At 69.4% G+C, this 20,686-nt stretch carries 17 protein-coding genes and 1 pseudogene; 3 read left to right on the plus strand and 15 right to left on the minus strand.

The window, feature by feature from the left end; all coding sequences use genetic code 11:
• Positions 1-16: 16 nt before the first annotated feature.
• From IPL89_15585 to IPL89_15605, 5 genes are all read right to left on the minus strand, one after another.
• Positions 17-652 (minus strand): hypothetical protein, encoded by a 636-nt coding sequence (locus IPL89_15585; GenBank protein ID MBK9064594.1) that lies wholly within the window; start codon positions 650-652, stop codon positions 17-19.
• Positions 653-731: 79 nt separating this feature from the next.
• Entirely contained in the window at positions 732-2,696 is a 1,965-nt protein-coding gene (locus IPL89_15590; protein MBK9064595.1) for a DUF4097 family beta strand repeat protein, read from the minus strand.
• 34 nt (positions 2,697-2,730) lie between these two features.
• A complete protein-coding gene (locus tag IPL89_15595; protein ID MBK9064596.1) occupies positions 2,731-3,744 on the minus strand; it encodes a HEAT repeat domain-containing protein in 1,014 nt (337 codons plus the stop codon).
• Positions 3,723-4,346 carry an RNA polymerase sigma factor gene (locus IPL89_15600; protein MBK9064597.1) on the minus strand — a complete coding sequence of 208 codons (624 nt, stop codon included), beginning with the start codon at positions 4,344-4,346 and terminating at the stop codon, positions 3,723-3,725. Before IPL89_15600 ends, IPL89_15595 begins: the two co-directional genes overlap by 22 nt.
• A 52-nt stretch (positions 4,347-4,398) precedes the next feature.
• Positions 4,399-5,196, minus strand: coding sequence for a hypothetical protein (locus IPL89_15605; protein MBK9064598.1), 798 nt, complete (start codon positions 5,194-5,196; stop codon positions 4,399-4,401).
• Positions 5,197-5,295: 99 nt separating this feature from the next.
• On the opposite strand from IPL89_15605, the gene IPL89_15610 reads away from it, so the two are divergent.
• Positions 5,296-6,228, plus strand: coding sequence for a TerC family protein (locus IPL89_15610; GenBank protein ID MBK9064599.1), 933 nt, complete (start codon positions 5,296-5,298; stop codon positions 6,226-6,228).
• Positions 6,225-7,352 (plus strand): site-2 protease family protein, encoded by a 1,128-nt coding sequence (locus IPL89_15615; protein ID MBK9064600.1) that lies wholly within the window; start codon positions 6,225-6,227, stop codon positions 7,350-7,352. Before IPL89_15610 ends, IPL89_15615 begins: the two co-directional genes overlap by 4 nt.
• A 3-nt stretch (positions 7,353-7,355) precedes the next feature.
• Here the strand turns inward: IPL89_15615 and IPL89_15620 are convergent, their stop codons facing one another.
• From IPL89_15620 to IPL89_15665, 10 genes and pseudogenes are all read right to left on the minus strand, one after another.
• Positions 7,356-8,666 carry an acetyl-CoA hydrolase/transferase family protein gene (locus tag IPL89_15620; GenBank protein MBK9064601.1) on the minus strand — a complete coding sequence of 437 codons (1,311 nt, stop codon included), beginning with the start codon at positions 8,664-8,666 and terminating at the stop codon, positions 7,356-7,358.
• Between the two features lie 71 nt (positions 8,667-8,737).
• Positions 8,738-9,391 carry an O-methyltransferase gene (locus IPL89_15625; protein ID MBK9064602.1) on the minus strand — a complete coding sequence of 218 codons (654 nt, stop codon included), beginning with the start codon at positions 9,389-9,391 and terminating at the stop codon, positions 8,738-8,740.
• The gene (locus tag IPL89_15630; protein ID MBK9064603.1) at positions 9,391-10,605 is read right to left on the minus strand and encodes a beta-lactamase family protein; all 1,215 of its coding nucleotides are present in this window, start codon (positions 10,603-10,605) and stop codon (positions 9,391-9,393) included. The genes IPL89_15625 and IPL89_15630 overlap by 1 nt, the downstream gene beginning before the upstream one ends.
• Entirely contained in the window at positions 10,602-11,549 is a 948-nt protein-coding gene (locus tag IPL89_15635; protein ID MBK9064604.1) for an LD-carboxypeptidase, read from the minus strand. The genes IPL89_15630 and IPL89_15635 overlap by 4 nt, the downstream gene beginning before the upstream one ends.
• A gap of 154 nt (positions 11,550-11,703) precedes the next feature.
• Positions 11,704-12,543 carry a metal ABC transporter permease gene (locus IPL89_15640; GenBank protein ID MBK9064605.1) on the minus strand — a complete coding sequence of 280 codons (840 nt, stop codon included), beginning with the start codon at positions 12,541-12,543 and terminating at the stop codon, positions 11,704-11,706.
• Positions 12,540-13,496 (minus strand): zinc ABC transporter substrate-binding protein, encoded by a 957-nt coding sequence (locus tag IPL89_15645; GenBank protein ID MBK9064606.1) that lies wholly within the window; start codon positions 13,494-13,496, stop codon positions 12,540-12,542. Before IPL89_15645 ends, IPL89_15640 begins: the two co-directional genes overlap by 4 nt.
• A 13-nt stretch (positions 13,497-13,509) precedes the next feature.
• Positions 13,510-14,601, minus strand: a complete 1,092-nt coding sequence (locus IPL89_15650; GenBank protein MBK9064607.1) for a hypothetical protein — start codon at positions 14,599-14,601, stop codon at positions 13,510-13,512.
• A gap of 62 nt (positions 14,602-14,663) precedes the next feature.
• Positions 14,664-14,993 carry a hypothetical protein gene (locus tag IPL89_15655; protein ID MBK9064608.1) on the minus strand — a complete coding sequence of 110 codons (330 nt, stop codon included), beginning with the start codon at positions 14,991-14,993 and terminating at the stop codon, positions 14,664-14,666.
• Positions 14,994-16,470: 1,477 nt separating this feature from the next.
• Positions 16,471-17,580 (minus strand): annotated as a pseudogene (locus tag IPL89_15660) (PQQ-dependent sugar dehydrogenase).
• 18 nt (positions 17,581-17,598) lie between these two features.
• A complete protein-coding gene (locus IPL89_15665; protein ID MBK9064609.1) occupies positions 17,599-17,937 on the minus strand; it encodes an STAS domain-containing protein in 339 nt (112 codons plus the stop codon).
• A gap of 51 nt (positions 17,938-17,988) precedes the next feature.
• Here IPL89_15665 and IPL89_15670 point away from each other — a divergent pair, with 51 nt between their 5' ends.
• Positions 17,989-20,676 carry a right-handed parallel beta-helix repeat-containing protein gene (locus tag IPL89_15670; GenBank protein ID MBK9064610.1) on the plus strand — a complete coding sequence of 896 codons (2,688 nt, stop codon included), beginning with the start codon at positions 17,989-17,991 and terminating at the stop codon, positions 20,674-20,676.
• Positions 20,677-20,686: the final 10 nt, after the last annotated feature.

Consider the following 20,686-nt stretch of genomic DNA (forward strand, 5'->3'; position numbering starts at 1 on the left):
GAGCTCCTCCTTCGCGTCAGCGGATGGCGGAGGCCATGTCGCTCGCAGAAACCGGTTCCGGACTGCGCAGGCGAACCTTGCCGCCGGTGCGCCACGCGATCCAGTACGGCGCCTTCTCGATGCCCGAGTCGTGGCCCCAGTCGCCGCCCGGATCGAAGACGACGGGCCGCCGGATGCCGCGGGCGCGCTTGACGGCGTCCGCGATCGGCTCCCCGCCGAAGACGATGAAACACTCGATCCCGTCCTCGGCAAGCTGGGTCGACAGCGCGATCGCGCCCTGAAGCGCTTCCTGGGACTTCTTGCCGACCGCCGGGGTGAGGTAGATCGCCGCGCAGCCCGGTGGCTGGCAGTTCCTCATCACGACGCTCTCCATGTTCGCCTCGAAGCCCGTGTACTTCTGGAGGCTCTGCTCTCCAACGGTGGACGGCGCCTTGAAGTAGAGCCACGCGCCGACGGCAACGGCGAGGATCGTCAGAAGGATCGCCGTGCCCGACGGGCCCATCGACGTGTGCTTGTCCTCGCCGAAGCGGAAGCGTGACGTCGTGTTCGTCCCCGGACCGGCGAGGGGAGGCGAACCGCCCGCCGGCGTCGCGCCGGACGGAGTGCGGGAGCCCGGCTGCCGCGGATTCGAGGGGGTGGAAACCGTACCCATGAACACCCGAATTCTACGCAAATCCGGGCCGGGACGGAATCCTCGGACAAAGTCGCAGGCCAGGCCCGATCCCGGACCGTCAGACCGAGGGGCCTTTCTTGACCGTCACGACGCCCGACGTCGACCGGATCACGAGCTTGGCCCCGCCTCCGTTCAGGCGTCCCTCGCCCAGAAGGTGGCCGGACCGCCGCGCGACCGAGATCTCCGGAAACTGCGAGGCGATGGAGTCGGGATCCACCTCGCCCCCCGTCACATGGATCTCCACGTCGGCCCTGACGTTCGCGGGCAGCGTCACGGTCACGTCCCCGCCGCTCGTCGAGAGCTCGCCTGCGGCGCCGCCCGTGCTCGTGATCTCGCACGTGATCGAGCCGCCGGACGTGCGCGCCGTGACGGGCCCGCGCACCTTCCTCAGGACGACGTCGCCGCCGCCCGTGCGCGCGGTCACGGCGCCTCCCGCGGAGCGGACGACGACATCGCCGCCGCTCGTCTCGAGCCGCGCGTCGCCGCTCACCGAGCCCGCCCGGATGTCGCCGCCGAACGTCGTGGCCTTGAGGTCGCCCGTCACGGATTCGACACGGATGTCGCCGCCGGCCGTCGACACCTCGGCGCCCTTGCCCGCCCCCCGGAGGCGGATCTGGCCGGAGCGGCTCGTGATCGTGACGCGGCCGGAGACCTTGCCCACCGTGACGTCGCCCGAGGCGATCGGCGGCGCGTAGTCGCCCGCGACGTCGCCCACGGTAATCGAGCGCCCCCACGGGTCGGGCGGGATCGGAGCAAGCGGAGCGACCGGAGCGACTCCCGCGACCGGCGGCAGCGGCGGCGGCTCCGGAGCCGCCATCGAGCGCTCGCGCACGACGATGCGCGGCATGCTCGGCATCGGCGGGACCGTGACCACGTGCGTCGCGCGGGGCGAGGTGAGGCGCTTCGCCTGGGCTTCGGTGGTGCCTTCCGCAAGGACGAGGATCCTCCCGTTCAGGTTCGAGACGCGCACCGTGGCGCCGCCGTCCCCGACCGTGCCCTCGTAGGCGCGGTTCAGGTTCACCGTGATGCTGCGCGAGATCTCGCGGCCGAGGTCGGCCATCTCGCGGTTGAGCTCGGCCATCGTCTCGTTCAGCTCCGAGAGGTCGATCACGACGTCCTCGCCGCCGTCCTTGCTCTTCCGGGACTTCTCTCCTTCCTTCTCTTTCCTGCGGATCTCGTCGCGGAGCTTCCTCTGTTCGGCGCGGATGCGCTCGCGCTCGGCCGTTGTCTCGTCGCGTTCGCGCACGGCTTCGGGCGCCGGCGTCGGGAGGGAGAAGGTCGAGAGGATCTCGCCGCTCATCGTGTGGCCCTCGAGCCGGAACCCGGCCTTCGCGGGCAGCGTGAGCGCGATTCCGCCGTTCACCGTCCGCACGTCCAGGTTCGCGCCCTTCGGAAGCTCCGTGAATCTCGCGACGATCGTGCCGTTCACGGTGTTGAGCTTCGCGTCGCGGCGGCCGCCCGCGAGCGTGATCATCCCGTTCACCGTCGTGAGCTCGACCGGCGCCGAGACGCCCGTCACGTTCACGCCGCCGTTCACCGCCGAGACCTGCACCGACATGGAGGCCGGCACGGTGACGCGGTACTTCGTCTCGCTCCTCCACTGGTCGTCGCCGCGGCTCTGCACGTTCCAGCCCCGGCCCGAGCGCCGGATCGTGACGCCAGGCTCCTCCGTGTAGAGCGAGAGGTTCCCGTTCTCGTTCTCGAAGCGGACCTTGACGTCGCCGAGATTCTTTTTCGCGTCGCCGTCCGTCGCGCCCCAGGCCGCGACCTCGACGTCGGCCCGGAAGGCCGTCCCGGCCACGATCTCGACCCGGCCGTTGACCGTCTCCACGGCGAGGGATTTCAGGTCGCCCGAGGCATTGAACGTCTCCGTGCGGCTCGCCTTTGCGTTTCCTCCCCTGGCCTCGGCCTTCAGTCCGGCCGCGAGCGAGAGGAGAACGAGGGCGGCGATCGCGAGCGCCCAGACGAGGGCGCGACCCTCGCGGCGCGGGTGTTCACGGGTGGATGCGAAGTTCGTGCTCATGTGAAAGAGACGCTCCAATACCGAAAAGGTGTCTTCAGATCTCGATCTTCGAGAGCGCGAGCGCGGCCTGGCTGCGGACGTAGCCGTTCTCGCGGTCGTCCGCCGCCTTCTGCCTCAGGCTCTCGATGGAGGACGCGTCCTTGAGGACGGCGGCGGCCCTCGCGAGCCCCTCGACGGCGAGGATGCGGACGGCGGGGTTCACGTCGTTCTTGAGCGCGGCGGCGAGAGCGTCGCGCGTCTCGGGCGTCGGCGGCATTTGCGCGAGCGCCTCGGCGGCCTTCTTGCGGACTCCCGGGTTCTTGTCGGTCTCGAGCGTGCGCCGGAGGAGCGTCACGATCTCGGGCGACACGGGCGCGCCCCCGCGCGCCCCTTCCGACATGAGATCGAGCGCCTTGCCCTTTGCGCCCTCGGATCCGGCGGCGCCGGACACGAGCGACACGAGGAGGTTCGCGACGGCCTGATCCTCGGGCTTGCCGACGACCGTGTAGCGGGTCGTCACGTCGAAGGAGACGGCGACGCGGCCCGCCGCGTCGGCGGGCACGTAGGCGACGTTCGCGAGGCGCGGCTTGCCCGAGAGGTCCAGCGCCGCCCGGGACGCGTCCAGCGTCCGGTTGGCCACGAGCGAGACGTTCTCGCCGCCCCGGTACGGGGCGGGCGTGGGCTGGAAGGCGGTCGAGCCCGGAAGGGCGCCGCCGCCCGAGGCGCGCGCGAGGAAAAACCCCGCGACGCCCGCCATGAGAACGGCCGCGACCTTCAGGAGCGGAGAGTCGGCGCCGCGCGGCGCGAAGGGGCGCACGTTCGTCCGCCGCCGCGTCTCGGCGGCCAGCGTCGCCGTCGTCCGCGCCTCGAAGGAGGGGCTCACGGCGAGGTCGGATGCGTCGTCGTCCCCGAGGCGGGCCCACACGGACTCCATGTCGGCGGCGATCGCCGCGCACGCGGCGCAGCCGGCGACGTGCGCCGCAAGCGCGGCGGCGCCGTCCCCGGCGCTCTCGCCCGCCAGGCGGGCGAGGACGAACTCACGGACCTTCAGTGACTCGCGGCATTCCATGGGGTCTCTCCTTCGGAGAACAGGGTCTTCAGCGTCTCCATCGCCCGGAAAATCCGGGTCTTGACGGCCCCCTCGCTGATCGAGAGCGAGCGGGCGATCTCGGCGTACGGGAGCCCGTGGTAGCGGGCCAGGACGAGGACCTCGCGCTGTTCGTCGGACAGGCGCGCGAGCGCGCGGCGCACGGCGGCGCGCCTCTGCCTCTCGACGAGGCGCAGGTCCACGGGAATCTCGGGCTGCGCCGCCTCGGCGACCGCGTCGAGCGGCACCGTCGGCCGGCGGGTGCTCCGGCGCAGGCGGTCGCGGCAGGCGTTCGCGGCGATCGCGAAGAGCCACGAGGCGACGGACGCCCGGCCGTCGTACTGGTTCGCCCGCGCGATCACCTTCAGGAAGACGTCCTGCGTGACCTCTTCGGCGTCGGCCGCGTTTCCGAGCATGCGGCCGGTGAACTTCAGGACGGGGCCGGACCAGCGCTGGAAGAGGCGGGTCGCCCCGGCCTCGTCCCCGCGCCGAACCTGCTCCAGCGCCTCGAGATCCGCTTCCTGATCGGGGCTGATCCCGTCCGGCTCCACGCACCCCTCCCGCTCCCTGGCGACAGCGTCCACGCGAGTATGACGGGGGACCGGACGAAAGGTTACGGGGCCGAAGGGCCGAAGCTCAGCCCCTGCGGAGGGCGAGGCTGCCCTTGTCCGTCTTCAGGCTCACGCGCGGCCCGCCGCCGTTCACAGTGCCGGAGGCGTAGAGCCCCCGCCGCCGTCCGCGGGAATCCGCCGGCGTCTCGAAATCCGAGCGGAATCCGCCGCGGCGGCCGGTCTCGGCCGAGAGCTCGAAGGCCGCCGCGCCCGGGAGGTGCAGCACGATGGAGCCCTTGTACGTTTCGGCGTGGACCTCGCCCAGGAGGCGGACAATCCCGGCGTTCACGTCACCCTTATACGTCTCGACTCTGAGCCCGCCGGAGAGCCCGATCACGTCGAGGTGGCCCTTGTACGTGTTCACGTCGAGGTCGGCGGTCAGGTCCTTCACGATGAGGTCGGACTTGTAGTCCTTGATCCGGAGCGCGGCGCCCTTCGGCATGTGAATCGTGTAGCGCACGAACGGGCGGGACGTGCATGAGCCGAACCAGCTCGAGACCTCCTCGAGCGCGTCGTAGTCCGATTTGATCGAGACCGCGCCGCCGCGCTTCTCGATCACGACCTTCGTCTGGTCGACCCACTTCGCGAGGTCTTTCGCCGAGCCGCAGCTGTCGTCGGCTTCGATCCGGGCCTCGACGGCGACCTCGGCGCGATCCCACGTCATCACCTTGACGCTGCCCTTGTAGGTGTCGACCCGGACGGTCTCCCCGGCCGCGAGCGGCAGGGTCGTCGAGACGTCCCGGGACGGGAGGGAGGCGGCGGCGGGCAAAGCGAAGGCGGCCAGAACGCAGAGGGCGAGGGGGGCGGCCGGATGCTGGCGCATGAGTTCCTCTGAAGGAAGAAGACGCAGCCCGCGGCAAAAGGTTCTGGATCCCGGGCGGGGCGGAAGTCCAAAAGGAGGGACCGTTCGTAGAATCCCCCGATGCACGGACCCGCCGCCTGGATCGCCTTCAACGTCTTCGTCCTCGTCCTTCTGGCGCTGGACCTGGGTGTCTTTCACCGCAAGGCTCACGCCGTCTCGGTCAAGGAGGCCGCCGGCTGGAGCGTCGTCTGGATCGCTCTCGGCCTCGCGTTCGGGGGCGGAATCTGGTGGCTCGAGGGAAAGGACCCCGCTCTCCAGTACCTCGCGGGCTACCTGATCGAGAAGTCCCTCAGCGTCGACAACATCTTCGTGATCGCGCTGATCTTTTCCTACTTCGCCGTGCCGGCCCTGTATCAGCACCGCGTCCTCTTCTGGGGAATCCTCGGCGCGCTCGTCATGCGAGGCGCGCTCATCGGAGCCGGGTCGTTCCTCCTCGCGAGGTTCCACTTCCTCGTGTGGGTCTTCGGCGCGTTCCTCGTCGTGACGGGAATCAAGATGGCCTTCCACGACAACGCCGAGCTCCACCCCGAGAAGAACCCTCTCGTGAGGCTCGCGCGCCGGCTCTTCCCGGTCACGAACGACTACGACGGACAGAAGTTCTTCACCCGTCGCGACGGCCGGCTCTTCGCAACGCCGCTCTTCCTCGTCCTGCTCGTCGTCGAGAGCATGGATCTCGTCTTCGCGGTGGACTCGGTGCCCGCGATCTTCGCGGTGACGTCGGACCCGTTCCTCGTCTACACCTCGAACGTCTTCGCGATCCTCGGCCTGCGCTCGCTCTACTTCCTGCTCGCGGGCGTCATGGACCGCTTTGTCTACCTGAAGCTCGGCCTCTCCGCGATCCTCGTCTTCGTGGGCCTGAAGATGGCTCTCGCCGAGTTCTTCAAGGTACCCGTCGGGATCTCCCTCGGCGTGATCGGCCTCGTGCTCGGCGTCAGCGTCGCCGCGTCGCTCGTCGCGACGCGGCGGAGCGCCCGAAAGGAAGCGTCCTCGTGACGTCTGGCACCCGCATCGCGACGATCGCCGGCATCGAGATCAAGCTCCACGTCACGTTCGGCCTCGTCTTCGTGATCGGCGCTGTCCAGTGGGGGATTCCCCACGGCGCCGCCGGCGCCGCTTTCGGCGCGGCCCTCATGGGCGCGCTCTTCGTCTGCGTCGTCCTCCACGAGCTCGGGCACAGCCTCGTCGCAAGAGCGTTCGGTCTTCCCGTCAGGGAAATCGTCCTTCTCCCGATCGGCGGCGTCGCGCGAATGGAAAAAAATCCGGAGAAGCCCGTTCACGAGCTCCTGATCTCGGTCGCGGGCCCGCTCGTGAACGTCGCGATCGCGGGCGTGCTCCTCGGGGTCGCGGGCGCGGCGCTCGGGCCGCTCGACGCGGCCGGCCTTGCGGCTCGGCTGAAGGGAGCGCCGTCCGCCGAGACGGCTCTCCTCTGGCTTCTCTCGGTGAACGTGATGCTGTTCGTCTTCAACATGATCCCGGCGTTCCCGATGGATGGCGGCCGCGTGTTGCGCGCGCTCCTCTGGATGGCGATGGGCTTCGGGCCGGCGACGCGCGTCGCGACGGCCGTCGGGCAGATCGTCGCGGTCGGCCTCGGCCTCTGGGGGCTCGTCGCCGGCAACTTCTTCCTCGCCCTCATCGCCGTCTTCGTCTTCCTCGGGGCAGGCCAGGAGCGCGCCGACGAGCAGTCGCGCGTCGTCCTCGGCACGCTGCGCGTGGGCGACGCGTACAACAAGCACGCGATCGCGCTCGCACCCGGCGACACGGTCGGGGGGGTCGTGGACTACATCCTCACGAGCTACCAGCCCGACTTCGCCGTCCTGCAGGGCTCGACGTTCCTCGGCGTCGTCACGCGCGAAGACGTCCTGAAGTCCCTGGCGACGGAGATGCACGACGCGTACGTGACGAGGGTCATGAAGCGCGACGTTCCGCACGTCGAAGCGGACACGCCCCTCGACGCCGTCCGACGGCTTCTCGCGGAGAAGGGCGAGCGGGTCGCCGCCGTCACCCGCGGCGGGGCGTATCTCGGCCTCGTGAGCCTCGAGGACATCGCCGAGGCCCTTCTCGTCGTCGCGTTCCGGGCCGCCCAGGACGCCCGGCGGAACGCCGCCGCCGCGGGCTGAGCCTCAGCCCGGGAAGATGAACCGGCGCTGGCGCGCGGTGGCGAGGAGCTCGCCCCGGAAGTCCGGGTGCGCGATCCCGATGAGCGCCATCGTGCGCTGGCGGATGTTCTTGCCCCAGAGGTCGGCGACGCCGTATTCCGTGACGACGTAATGGATGTCGCCCCGGCTCGTGACGACGCCGGCCCCTTCCGCCAGGACGGTGCAGATCCGGCTGACCGTGCCGTCCTTGGCCGTCGACGGCAGCGCGATGATCGGGCGGCCGCCCTTGCTGCGCGCCGCGCCGCGGATGAAGTCCACCTGCCCGCCGATGCCCGAGAAGAAGCGCGTCCCGATCGAGTCCGCGGCGACCTGGCCCGTGAGGTCCACGGCAAGCGCCGAGTTGATCGCGACCATGTCGTCGTTGCGCGAGATCTGGAACGGGTCGTTCGTGAAGCTCGAGGGGCGCATCTCGATGCCGGGGTTGTCGTGCACCCACGCGTACATCTCGCGCGATCCCATGATGAAACTCGTCACGGCCTTGCCGGGGAGGAGCTTCTTGCGCCGCCCGGTCACGACGCCCGACTGGATGAGGCGCATCGCGCCGTCGGACATCATCTCCGTGTGGATCCCGAGGTCGTTGCGGTCGGCGAGCGCGCTGATGACGGCGTCCGGGATGCGGCCGATGCCCATCTGAAGGCACGCGCCGTCCGGGATGAGGCTCGCCGCGTGGAGGCCGATCTGGCGGCAGACGTCGTCCGGCGCCTCGGAGGCGAGCTCGAGGAGCGGCTCGTCGACGGGAATCAGGTGCGCGATGCGGTCCACGTGCAGGAACGAGTCGCCGAGCGTCCTCGGCATCTGCGGGTTGACTTCGGCGAGGACGAGCGGCGCCGTGTCCACGGCCGCGCGCACGATGTCCACCGAGACGCCGAGGCTGACGTATCCGTGCCGGTCCGGCGGGCTGACCTGGATGAGCGCGACGTCGATCCCGACGCGGCCCGTCGAGATGAGCGTCGGGATCTCGGACAGGAACACGGGCAGGAAGTCCGCCCGCCCTTCCTGCACGGCGCCGCGCACGTTGGCCCCGATGAAGAAGGCCATGTGGCGGAAGCGCTGCTCGAGGCCCGCCGCGACGTACGGCGCCTTGCCGAGCGTCATGAGGTGGACGATCTCGTTGTTGCGCAGGTGCGTGCCGTGCTCGACGAGGCCCTCGACGAGCTTCTGCGGCTCGCCCGCGCCCGAGCCGATGAGGATGCGACGCCCGGGCGGGATCGTCCGGATGGCGTCTTCGATGGATGAAATCTTCCAGCTGAAGCGGTCTTTCCAGTCGTTCGTCATACGAGTCGAATGTAACTCCCCGGTACAAGAAGGGAAACCGATGCGTTTGAATCCCCCCGGGGCCGGAAGGGTCAGCGGCGAAGGCCGATCAACAGCCCGTCCAGCGTCGGAAGGCAAACCGTATCAAAGGCTTCGCGGGCGTCTTCGTGGAATCGGCGCAGCGCCGCAGCCTCCTCCGAATCCTCGAGAAGCCGCCCGAAAAGGAACGCGTTGTCGCCGATCAGGAGGCCGCCCTTCCGGACGTTCTTCGCCGCCCAGCGGCCGTAGCCGTCGTAGTTCCGCTTATCGGCGTCGATGAAGACGGCGTCGAAGGGGCCGAGCGCCTCGAGCGTGGGCAGGACGTCGAGGCCCGCGCCCTCGAGGACCGTGACGCGCCCGGCGAGGCCCGCCGCTTCGAGGTTCCCGCGCGCGACGCGCGCGTGCTTCGGTTCGTACTCGATCGTCCAGAGGTGCCCGTCCCCGGGCAGCGCCCGCGCCATGACGAGCGCCGAGTAGCCCGCGAGCGTCCCGACCTCGACGACCTTCTTCGCTCCCGCGAGCTTCAGGAGGAGAGCCACCGCCTTCGCCTCGGACGGGCCGAGCTGGATCGCGGGCATCCCGTGCGCGGCCGGCGCGTCGAACGCGCGCCCCGCCGCCGCGTCGTGCGGGGCGTGAGCCTTCGCGACCCAGTCGAGGATCTCGCGCGTCGCGTACGAGAGGCCCGCGCGCGAGTCGGTATCGGCCATCAGTTCCCGGCGAGCGCGGGTGCGGCCTTCACGAATGCTTCGAACAGCCGGGCGTCGGCCTCCTTCGCGAGGTCCTTGCCGCCCTTCGTCGCGCTCGTGTTCATCACGGCGACGAAGCCGACCTTCGTCTTCGGGTCCAGCCAGAAGCGGCTCCGGAAGCCGTTCTGGTCTCCGGAGTGGCCGACCCAGCGCGTCCCGCCCGCCTCGCGCAGGAAAAAGCACAGGCCAATCGACTCCCCCGGCTTTTCCGTCGGCAGGACCGGGGTCCACATCTCCTCGAGCGACGCGCGCGACAGGATCTGCGGGCCGTCCCCGGCGAGAAACGCGAGCCACGCGGCGAGGGCCGGCAGCGGCGCATCCAGGCCGCCGTTCGAGACCGTGATTCCGCTGTCGAAGTTCGCGCGCGTCGGCTTCACGGCCCCGATTTCGCCCTCGTAGCCTCGCGCCATATCCTTCTCGAGGTCGTAGGGCGCGCGGTCGTAGAACGCCTTCGAGAGACCGAGCGGCCTGAACACGTCCTTGGCCATCGCGACCTCGTAGTCGTCGCCCGTCAGCGCCTCGATCGTCCGTCCGAGAAAGACGATGCCGGGATTCGAGTACGAGTACTTCGAGCCCGGTTTGAAGAGGATCTCCGTGTACGGGAGCATCGCGGCGACCTGCTCCCAGCGCGTCGGCTCGGCCGGGTGCCAGTCCCTGTCCCCGCCCCACGGGAACGTGGGCGACCGGAAGCCCGCGCTGTGCGACAGCAGGTGGCGCAGCGTGATCTCCGAAACGTCGCCGAAGGCGTCGTGGACGGCGCGCAGCTCGGGCACGTACTTCACGATCGGGTCCGAGAGCGCGAGCTTTCCCCGGTCGCGCAGCTGCATGAGACGCACGGCGGTGAACGTCTTCGTGATCGACGCCCAGTGCCAGATGATGTCGGGCGACGCCGCAACCCCGCGCTCGCGATCCGCAAGCCCTACGTAAGAAGAGAGAAGAGTCTTGCTCCCTCTCACGACGATCAGGCCCGCTCCGACGGCGCCGGCTTCGCTCATCGAGGATTTGAAGACGGAGGAGATTTCTTCGAGTGCGCGGGGTCGGGCCCCTGCGGCGGGAGGCGCCCCGGCCGCGCTGATGCGCTTCCCCTCTTCACCCTTCAAAGAAAATCCGAATCCGAATCCGATTCCGAGCGCCATGGCGAGAGCCAAGGCGCCGATCGCGCGGGCGCGTGTCACCGGACGGCGGCCTCCAGCAGCGTCAGCGTGCCCGCGTCGCCGTCCAGCTCGGCCATGACGCCGAGCGGGAGAGTCGCCTTGTCGGGCACGTGCCCGAAGACCAGGTTGGCGACGACGGGGATGCCGAGCTTGCCGAGGCGGTCCTTGCAGACCTCCTGCCACGTCCACTGCCCCTGCCCGCCGTAGCTCGGCTTGTACTCGCCGGGCGTGCAGTGCGCGAACTTCCCGAGCGCGACGCCCGCGAGGCCCGAGAGCTTGCCCGTGAGGAGGAACTGCGTGAGCCAGCGGTCGATGCGGTACGGGTCCTCGCCGACCTCCTCGAGGAAGAGGATGCGGCCCTTGAGCTCGGGCTCGAACGGCGTTCCGACGAGCGTCGAGAAGACGCTGATGTTCCCTCCGACGAGCCGTCCCTTCCCTTTTCCCGGAGCCAGCTTGTAGATCCAGTTCTCCTTGTCGACGACGATCTCGCGTTGCGGTCCCCTTGGCGCGGGCGGCTCGGCCACGCGGCCCGCGGGCTGCGCCGTCATGAGCACCTTCCGGAACGACGCGAGCGTGTAGTCCGTCTGCACTTCCGAGCCGACGGGGCCGTGGAACGTGACGAGGCCCGTGAGGCGGTGGATCGCGTTCAGGAGCGCCGTGATGTCGCTGTAACCGCAGAGCACCTTCGGGTTCTTCCTGATCGTCTCGTAGTCGAGGAGCGGGAGGATGCGCGACGCGCCGTACCCGCCGTGCAGGCAGAAGATCCCGTCGACGGACGGATCCGCGAACGCGGCGTTGATGTCGGCCGCGCGGTGCTCGTCGGGGCCCGCGAGGTAGCGGGTCGCCTCCCCCACGTGCGGGAAGACCTTCGGCTTGAAGCCGAGGGCCTTCACGATCTCGACCCCGAAGTCGGTGTCGGCGAGGCCCGATCCCGGGGAGGAGGGCGTGACGATTGCGACCGTCATCCCGGGCTGGAGCGCCTTCGGGAGAACGGTCTCGGGCGGCTTCTCCGCGTACTTCTGGAGAGCGGCCTGCGCGGAGAGCGGAAACCCGGCGATGAGGGATGCGAAGGAGACTTCTTCGAGGAACGTGCGTCTGCTTGTCGACATGGGCCGGATTCTAGGCCGGGGCGGTCCTCCAGGGGCCGGGAACGAAGCGGCGGACGGCCGCGAGGACCAGGAGCGCCGCCCCGAACGTCGCGACGATCGCCGCGCCGGTCGGCAGGTCGAGCGTGAACGAGAGCCAGACACCGACGGCCGACACGACGACGCCCATCGTCCAGCCGATCGCGAGGCGCACCCCGATGCGCTCGGCGAACAGCATCGCCGCGACGGAAGGCACGATCAGGAACGAGAAGACGAGAAGCACGCCCGCGATCGCGACCGAGCTGGTGACGACGAACCCGAACGACGCGTAGAAGAGGAAATCCCAGAACTTCACGTTCCAGCCTCGGCGGACCGCTTCGGCTTCGTTGCGCGAGATCAGGAGGAACCTCTCGCGGAAGACGAAGTGGAACGCTCCGACGAGCGCGTAGAGGACAGCCGTTTTCGCGAGGTCGGACCAGGACGTGGACAGGATGTTCCCGACGAGCATCTCCTTGAGGTGCTCGGTCTCGCGCGTCGCCTTCGACATGACGAGGACCGCGCACGCCGCCGAGACCGCGTAGACGATTCCGATGATCGCCTCCTGCGGAATGCGCGTCCTGCCGTGCGATTTCGTGAGGGCGAAGATCGCGGCCCCGAGGAGCGTGAAGACGAGCGAATAGACGTACGAGCCCGTCGAGTGCATCTCGTGCCCCGCGAGGTACCCGACCGTTCCCCCGAACGCCGCGATCTGCGCGAGCGAGAGATCCACGAAGATGACCCCCCGCTCCACGACGTGGATCCCGAGGTAGGAGTGGATTCCCGTGAGGATCAGGCTCGCGACGAACGCGGGGAGCAGGATCTCAAAGACGGTCATTTCTTCTTCTCCAGGGCGCTCTTTTCCAGGGCCGAGGCGATCTTCTCGACGTCGACGTCGAAGAGAGAAATGTAGTCCTTCGCGGCCGGTTCGCCGCCGACGGAGGGCGGGATCACGACGACCGTCGCGCCCGTCTTCGACGCGACGAAGTCCGGGTCCTTCTTGTCGAAGTAGACCTCCATCAGGATGACCGGGATCTTCTGAGCGTTCATGAGGTTGATGATCTCGAGCTTGTGCTGGGGCGAGGGCGGGATGCCGGGCTTCGGCTCGAGGAACCCGACGACGTCGAGGCCGAACGCTTTCGCGAAGTTCGGCCACGAGCTGTGGTACGTGACGATCTTCGCGCCCTTGAACGGCGCGAGCCGCGCGGCCCAGCGCGCCTCGCCGGCTTTGAGCTTCGACTCGAAGTCCGCGAGGTTCTTCGCGTAGTCGGCGGCGCCGGCGGGGTCGAGCGCCGTGAGCTTCGCCGCGATCGCCCGGGCGATCACGCGGCCGTTCGCCGGGTCGAGCCAGTAGTGCGGGTTCCCGTAAGGGTGGACGTCGCCCATCGCGCGCGTCACCTGCCCGGCGGGCTTGTCGAGGATGTCGCAGCCGGCGGAGGCGTCGAGATAGCCCGCGCCCGTCGGCCGGATCTTCTCGTTGCGCGCCTGGTCGAGGAGCGGCGGCAGATAGCCGATCTCGAGCTCGAGGCCCGCGACGATCAGGACGTCCGCGTCGTGGAGCTTCAGCACGAACGACGGCTTGGGCTCGACGAAATGCGGGTCCTGGTAGCCCTTCGCGAGGGCGTCGGTGTCGACGCGGTCGCCGCCGACGGAGGCGGCGAGCGACGCGAAGTCCGACAGCGTCGTGACGACCTTCAGCTTCTTCGCCTCGGCGGAACACGCGAAGAGGAAGCAGCACGCTGCGGCGGCGCTCTTCACCCTTCTAAGAAAGTCTTCTTCTCTTCTCTTCATCGTCTTTCCTCTCTCAGAAGGGGTGTGCGCCGTGCGCGCCGATGGCGAACTGGAGCTGGACGAGGAGCTCCGTCGCCGTGACGGGGCCGGCCGGCTGGTCGTAACGGTTGCGCCGCAACTGGGCGCGGACCGTCGAGAACTCCGAAGGCATGAAGGTCAGGATCGCCGAGTCGCCGCGGTCGCGGAGGTCCGCGTCGTCCGCATGGTCCGACTCGTCGTGCCGGTAGCCGACGTTCCAGCGGCGGCCGAGCTGGTACTGAGCGAGGGCGTACCAGCCGTCCGCACGGACGGTCGTTCCAGCCGCCATCTCGCGCTCGGACGTCATCCACTCGCCGCGCACGAGGAGGGACCGGTAGAGCCCCTGCCGGAGCGGCTTCCAGCGGAACGAGACGTCGACGCCGGCGAGCGTCGTGTGGAGTCCCGGCCCTTCGACGCCGTTCCCGCGCGTCCACGAGCCGCCGAGCTCGAGGTTTGTGGATTCCGAAAGGTCCTTGTACGCCTTGAGGTGGAAGAGCGGCTCGACGTCGTTGCGGGTCTCGGCCTCGAAGAGGTTCTCCGTCGTGCCCTGGAAGACCTGCGCGGTCGCCTCGAGAAAGATCTCGGACGGCATCGGGATCAGTCTCGCGGCGGAGAGACCGGCGTCGCTGATCCCGCCCTCTCCGCCGAGGAGGTTCAGGATCACGAGAGGCGTGTCCGCGTACTGGCGGACGTGCGGGTGCTCCGTATTCACCTTCCCGAAGGCGGCCTTGAACTTGCCGGCCTTCACGATGAAGTCGCCGGGAAGCGTCAGGAAGGTGATGTATCCCTCCTCGATCCCGACACCGCCCTCGCTGTCGAGGGACACGAAGAAGTCCGCGCGCGCGTACGGGTCGACGATCGCCTGCAGGGCGATTTCGGATTCCTTGAGCTGGAGGCTCGGCTGGTTGTCGACCGGGTTATGGCCGACGAAGCCGAGCGCATTCCCGATCACGGAGATGTTCGGGTTGAAGACGTTGCCGGTCTGGGCCGTCTGCGCCGCCGCAGAACCGGCCGCAAACGCGAAGAAGAAGATCTCTGCGAAAAGGACGAGGCGCGGAGCGGCGCGCCCGCTTCTCTCTACTCTCAATGGAATTCCCTCCGAAGCGTTGACGGATGCCCGGGCGAATCTCGTCCGGGCGTGAGAAACGTCTACGCGGCCGAAGGAGGAGAGCGGCCGGAAACAGAGGGGAGAGCCGGAGCGGTGGCCGCGCAATCCGCGAGCGCCTCGGGCGACGGGCGCGACGCGGGCGGCGCGAGAAAGACGGGAGCGGACGCGGGCGGCAGCAGGTTCGCGACGGCGCACGCCGCGCACGCGTGCTCGGGCTGCGGGATGAACGGCGCGTGGTTCGGGTGATCGGGCGCGAAGAGCTGGGTTCCGTGGGAGAGCGCTTCGATGCCGTCGACGTGCCCGAACGCCCCGCCCAGCGCCAGCGGCGCGAGGAGGACGAAGACGGCGGCACGGACGAGACGGCCTCTCACCGCGGGAAAGTCTACGCCTGCACCCTCTGGGCGCCTATTTCGCCGAGGCCATCCCGAGATAGCTCCCGTCGCCCGTGCCCTGCCCCGGCACGGCGCCGTCGTTGACGATGCCGTAGGCGAAGAAGGGATAGGCGTTTCCGGCGTTCGCGCGGATGCGGACGTAGCCGTTGCGGATGCCGAGATCCGAGAGCGGCGAATTCAGTTGTTTCCAGTCAGCAAAGGACGCATCGAGCGTGATCGCACGAGTGCCCTTGAAGAGTCCGGTGTCGCCGTCGAAGAAGTCCATTGAAAGTGAAAGAGTCGACGGACCGCCGGAGCTTCCGATCGGGGGGTCGGCGATCCCGAAGGCGAGATTGGAACGCGACAGCCCGTCCTGCTTGAGGCCGTAGACCCACGTTTCCGAGACCGCCGCCTGAGACGGTGTGATTGCCGGATACGCCACGCCGAACGTCCCGCCCAAGGGCGAGGTCGAGAACGTGCGCGCGCTCGCGTGGAACGCCGCCGCACCACTATTCGAAGAAATCTGGAGCGGCCTTGCCGACGGGGAAAGCCCGGTAGAGGCGAGTACGTCCGGTATGAATGCCTGCTGGCCCGGTAGCAGAAAGAAGTCCCCGTTCGCGACGATGCCGCCGGGGAACGAATAGTGGACTGTTGTCGTCCCCGCGTTCGTCAGGCAAAGCTCCGTCGTGAATGCTCCGGTATGAACCGCCACAGGCAGCATGAGGCGGTCGCTCTTCCGGCCGGCCGCGACCGGCGCGACGAACGCGCCGTCGCCCGTCGAGTTGTCGTTCACGACGCCGTACGCGTAGAACGCGTCCGCCCCCGCGACGCGCTCGACGGTCGCCCAGCCCTGCGCGTAGCCCGCGGACTGGAGGACGCGGTTGAGTTGCGTCCATTGTCCGGGCGCGAGCGTCGCGTCGGGAAGCGTCACGCTGCGCCCGTCACCCGCGGCGCCGCTGTGAACCGTCACGCGTAGCGTCACGGCCGCGCCCGTCAGGGAATCACCCGCATTCAGCAGCCCGACGTTGCTTCGGAAGGAAGCATCCTCGCGCAACCCGTAGAGCGCGACGGGCCCCTCGAGCGTCTCGTTCGGCGAGAGCGCCGGATACGCGAGGCCGGCGCGGCCTTCGGGCAGAACGGCGAGCGTCCGCACGGACGCGAACGCCGCGTCGCCGGAGACGATGCCGGAGAACGCGAGCCGCAGCGTCCCGCCCTGGTTGCCGATCGGGATGAAGAGGCCTTTCTGCCGCAGCCACTGGATGGCGTCCGTGAAGACGAGCTGCCGGCCCGCGGGAACCGTCGTCGTGAACGTCCCGCTGCCTCTCGACCCGAGAAAGTCCGACGCCGTGAACGTGACGGCCACGGATGCATCCGTCGCCCCGCGGTTGCCGAGCGTGAGCTCCGAGACGAAGCGTGCCCCGCTCGCGCCCTCCACGTCGACGACGGAGGGGACGGTGAGGATCGAGGAGGCTCCATCCGCGTCCACGAGGCGGTAGAGAACGCCGGATGTTCCGTCCACGGCGTAGACCTCGCCGGCGTCGTCCTCGCCGAAGCTCGTGAGCGCATAGCCCGGCTTCAAGAGCTCCTGGCCCTCCCAGCCCGAGGCTCCGTTTCGGATGCCCCAGACGCGGCCGCTGCAGTAATCCGCAAACACATGGATCCCGTTCAGCCGCGCAAAATCGCGGCCGCGGTAGACGAAGCCGCCCGTGATCGAGCAGTTGCCGTTCACGTGTCCGTACTCGGCGAGGGGCAGCGTGATCCCGGCAAAGCTGCAGCCCGTGGCCGGGTTGTAGCAGTGAGCGCCCTCCGTCACCCGCCAGCCGTAGTTCGCGCCACCGGGTGCGCCCGCGGGCTGGAAATCGACTTCCTCCCAGGCGCCCTGCCCGACGTCGCCGATGAAGAGGTCGCCCGTCTTGCGGTCGAAGGAGAACCGCCACGGGTTCCTGAGGCCGAATGCCCAGATCTCCGGGCGGACCGTCGAAGATCCGTAGAAAGGGTTCGAGGGCGGGATCGCGTACGTCGATCGCCCGAGAACGTCGATTCTCAGAATCTTCCCCAGAAGACTCGACGGACTCTGTGCGTTGTTGAAAGGATCACCCGAGCTCCCTCCGTCGCCCATGCCGACGTAGAGGTAGCCGTCCGGCCCGAACGCGATCTGCCCGCCGTTGTGGTTCGTGAAGGGCTGCGCGATCTTCAGGAGGACCTGCTCGGACGCGGGATTGGCCGCGCTCGAGCCGGCCGGCACGAGGAAGCGTGAAACAGTCGTGTCGCCGTTCAGGTCCGTGTAGTTCGCATAGAGCTCGGTCTTCGGGCCGCTCCCCGGCGGGAACGCGATCGAGAGGAGACCGCGCTCGCTGCAGCAGCTGACCCGGGACGAGATGTCGAGGAACGCCGCGCCCTGCAGCACGCCGTTCCTCACGACCCGCACCCGGCCGCGCTGCTCGACGACGAAAAGACGTCCGGACCCGTCGTTCGCGGCGGCGACGTGCGTGGGACTCGTGAGACCGGCGACGACCCGGTCCAGCGCGATGCGCGGCCACGGAGCCGACGTGACGAGCGAGCCGGCGAGCGCCGCGGCGAGGAGCAGCGAGGTCACGGGTCTCCCCTACGCGTAGTGATGGAGGGCGGCCGTCTCGTCGTCGAAGACCTCGAAGACGGGCAGGAGCTCGGAGAGGTGCAGGCTCTTGCGCACTCTCTCGTGCAGGTTCAGGAGCTTCAGGCTCGCGTCGAACTTTCCGCAGATCTTCAGGCTCGCGACGAGCTCGCCCGTGCCGGAACTGTCGATCACGGTCACGCCGGAGAGGTTCAGCAGGATCTTCTTCCAGCCCTCGGCGAGGAGCTCGTTGACGACGTTTCGCAGGATCTCGTCGCCGACCCCGGCGAGGAGCCGCCCCTTGAGGTCGACGATCACGACGTCTCCGACCTTGCGTACTTCAACGTGCATCGGTCAAGATCCTAGCGCGATTCCGACAACAACGTCAGAAGAGAGGTCGCCGTGTCTTTCTTCGCCCGCCTTCCTCTGGCTCTCCTCGCCGCTTCTCTCACGGCCCGATCCGCCACGTTCAACGTGAACAGCACGGCGGACGCCGTCGACGCGGCTCCCGGAAACGGGGCCTGCGCCGCGGCGGGCGGCGCGTGCACGCTCCGGGCCGCGGTCATGGAGGCGAACGCCCTCGCGGGGTCCCACACGATCAACGTGCCCGCCGGCCTCTACCTCCTCACCCTTCCGGGCGTCGGCGAGGCGGCCGCCGCGCAGGGCGACCTCGACGTCACGGGGGACGTCACGATCGCGGGTTCGGGCCCCGCGGGGTCGATCGTCGACGGCGGCGGACTCGAGCGCGTCTTCGAGATCAACGGAACCGCGCGGATCTCGGGCCTGACGATCCGCAACGGCGCCGCCGTTTCGGCGGGAATCCCGATCTACGGGGCGAATTTCCTCGGCGGCCTCGTCCAGAATCTCGGGACGCTCACGCTCACGAACTGCGCTCTCGAGGGCGGGCGCGCGAACGCGGGAGGCGCGATCTGGAGCGGAGCCGGCGGCTCCCTCACGATGGACCGCTGCACGGTGACGGGCGGAGAGGCCCTGGCTCTCGGAATCACGAACGCGGAGGGCGGCGGGCTCCAGCTGAACAGCAGCACCACGACCATCACGAACAGCACGATCGCCGGGAACTGGTCCGCGGGGAGCGGCGGCGGGATCAACGCAAACGGCGGGACGCTCACCCTCACGAACGTCACGCTCAGCGGCAATGTGGCCACGGGAGCGAGCGCGCTCGAGAGCGTGAACATGGCGGTCACGCTCCGGCACGTGACGGTCACGAACAACACGGGCTTCGGCGGCGCCCTCCGCCACTACTCGTTCGACGGCTCGACGAAAGTCACCTTCGTGAACTCGGTCGTCGCCGGGAACACGTTCGGCGGGTGCTCTTCGAACGGGGCGAACCTCGTCTCGCAGGGCGGAAACGTCGACTCCGACGGCTCGTGCGCCTTCACGCTCGGCACGGACCGCGCGAACGCCGACACGCGGCTGGGGCCGCTCGCCGACAACGGCGGCTCGACCGACACACACGCGCTCCTCTCGGGCAGCGCCGCCCTCGACGCCGGCACGTCCGCGGGCTGCACCGCCACGGACGAGCGTGGAACGACGCGTCCGAAGGGCGCCGCGTGCGACAGCGGCTCGTTCGAGTCGGACCCCGCCGCGACGTATGCGGCGACGCGGACGATCCCGATCCTGCTCGACGTCACGGGCGCGACAGGCGCGCACTTCACGTCGGAGCTCACGCTCGCGAATCGCGGGGCGACGCCGGCGTCCGTCGCCCTCACCTACACGGCCGCGTACGCGCTCGGCGCCTCCGGAAGCGGCACGGTCGTCGAGACGCTCCCCCCGGGACGGCAACTGGTTTTCGCGGACGCCCTCGCCTACCTGCGCGGCAAGGGGCTCGCAATCCCGTCCACCGGCAATCAGGGCGGCACGCTCGGGGCCGTCTTCACCGGCCTGTCCTCGGCCGATGTCGCCTTCGCGGGAGCGCGCACGACGTCGGCCTCGGGCGCGGGCCGCGCGGGCCTCTCGTATCCCGGCTCGCGCCCCGGGGACGTGGGCCGCGGCAAGGTCCGACTCTTCGGCCTGCGGGACACGCCGGGCGACCGCACGAACCTGGCTCTCGTGAACGCCGGCACGGCCGGTTCCCTCACGCTCGCGATCACCTTGACCTCCGGCACCGCGGGCGACGCGCGGACGTTCGCCGTCGCCCCCGTGACGCTCGCAGCCGGCCAGTGGGTGCAGATCAACGCTCCCCAGCTCCTGCGCGCGGCCGCGATGGCCAACGCATGGGCGACCGTCGAGCCCGTGTCCGGGACGGAGCCGTTCCTCGCGTACGCGGTCTTCAACGACAACGCGACGGACGACGGCTCCTTCGTGCCCGCCGTGCGCGCCGCAGGCGCGGCGTCACGACAGGTCCTTCCGGTCCTCGTCGAGAGCGACGCGTTCCAGAGCGAGATCGTGCTCGCGAACCCGACCGACCAGCCGATGCAGGCCTCGCTCACTCTGACGCTGTCGGTGGGTTCCTTCGTCCCGTTCGCGAACCCGACCCTCGTCCTCACGCTCGCCCCGCGCGAGCAGCGGATCATCCCGGCGGTCCTGCAGGCCTTCCGTGGAATGGGCCTAGGCATCGAGCCCTCGGCGCCCGGCAAGACGATCGTCGGCTCTCTCGAGGCCGTGTTCACGCCTTCGGGCGGAGCGCCCGCCTCCGGCTTCGTGGGCGCTCGCACCGCCTCGCCCGCGCCGTCGGGCGGCGCTTACGGCCTCTTCTACACGGGCGTTCCGGCCACGGGTGCGGCCCGGGCGGAGGCCTGGGTCTTCGCGCTCACACAGGACGCCGCGAGCCGCTCGAACCTTGCCGTCGTCAACGCCGGTCCCGGCCTGACGGCGATCACGGTCCGCGTCGACGCTTTCGACGCGGCAACGGGCGCGCTCGCCGGAGGCACGGACGTCACGGTGCCGGGGGGCGGCTGGATGCAGGTCAACACGGTCCTCGCCCCGTACGGCCTTTCGAAAGGATTCGCGCGCGTCACGCGCACCTCGGGCACGGAGTCTTTCGTCGCTTACGGTGTCGTGAACGACGGGGCCACGCCAGGCTCCGGGACGAGCGACGGGAGCTACGTCGCGATGACCGTCGTGCGGTGAGGCACAATCG

The organism is Acidobacteriota bacterium (assembly GCA_016716715.1).
In the GTDB taxonomy this organism is placed as follows: Bacteria; Acidobacteriota; Thermoanaerobaculia; order UBA5066; family UBA5066; genus Fen-183.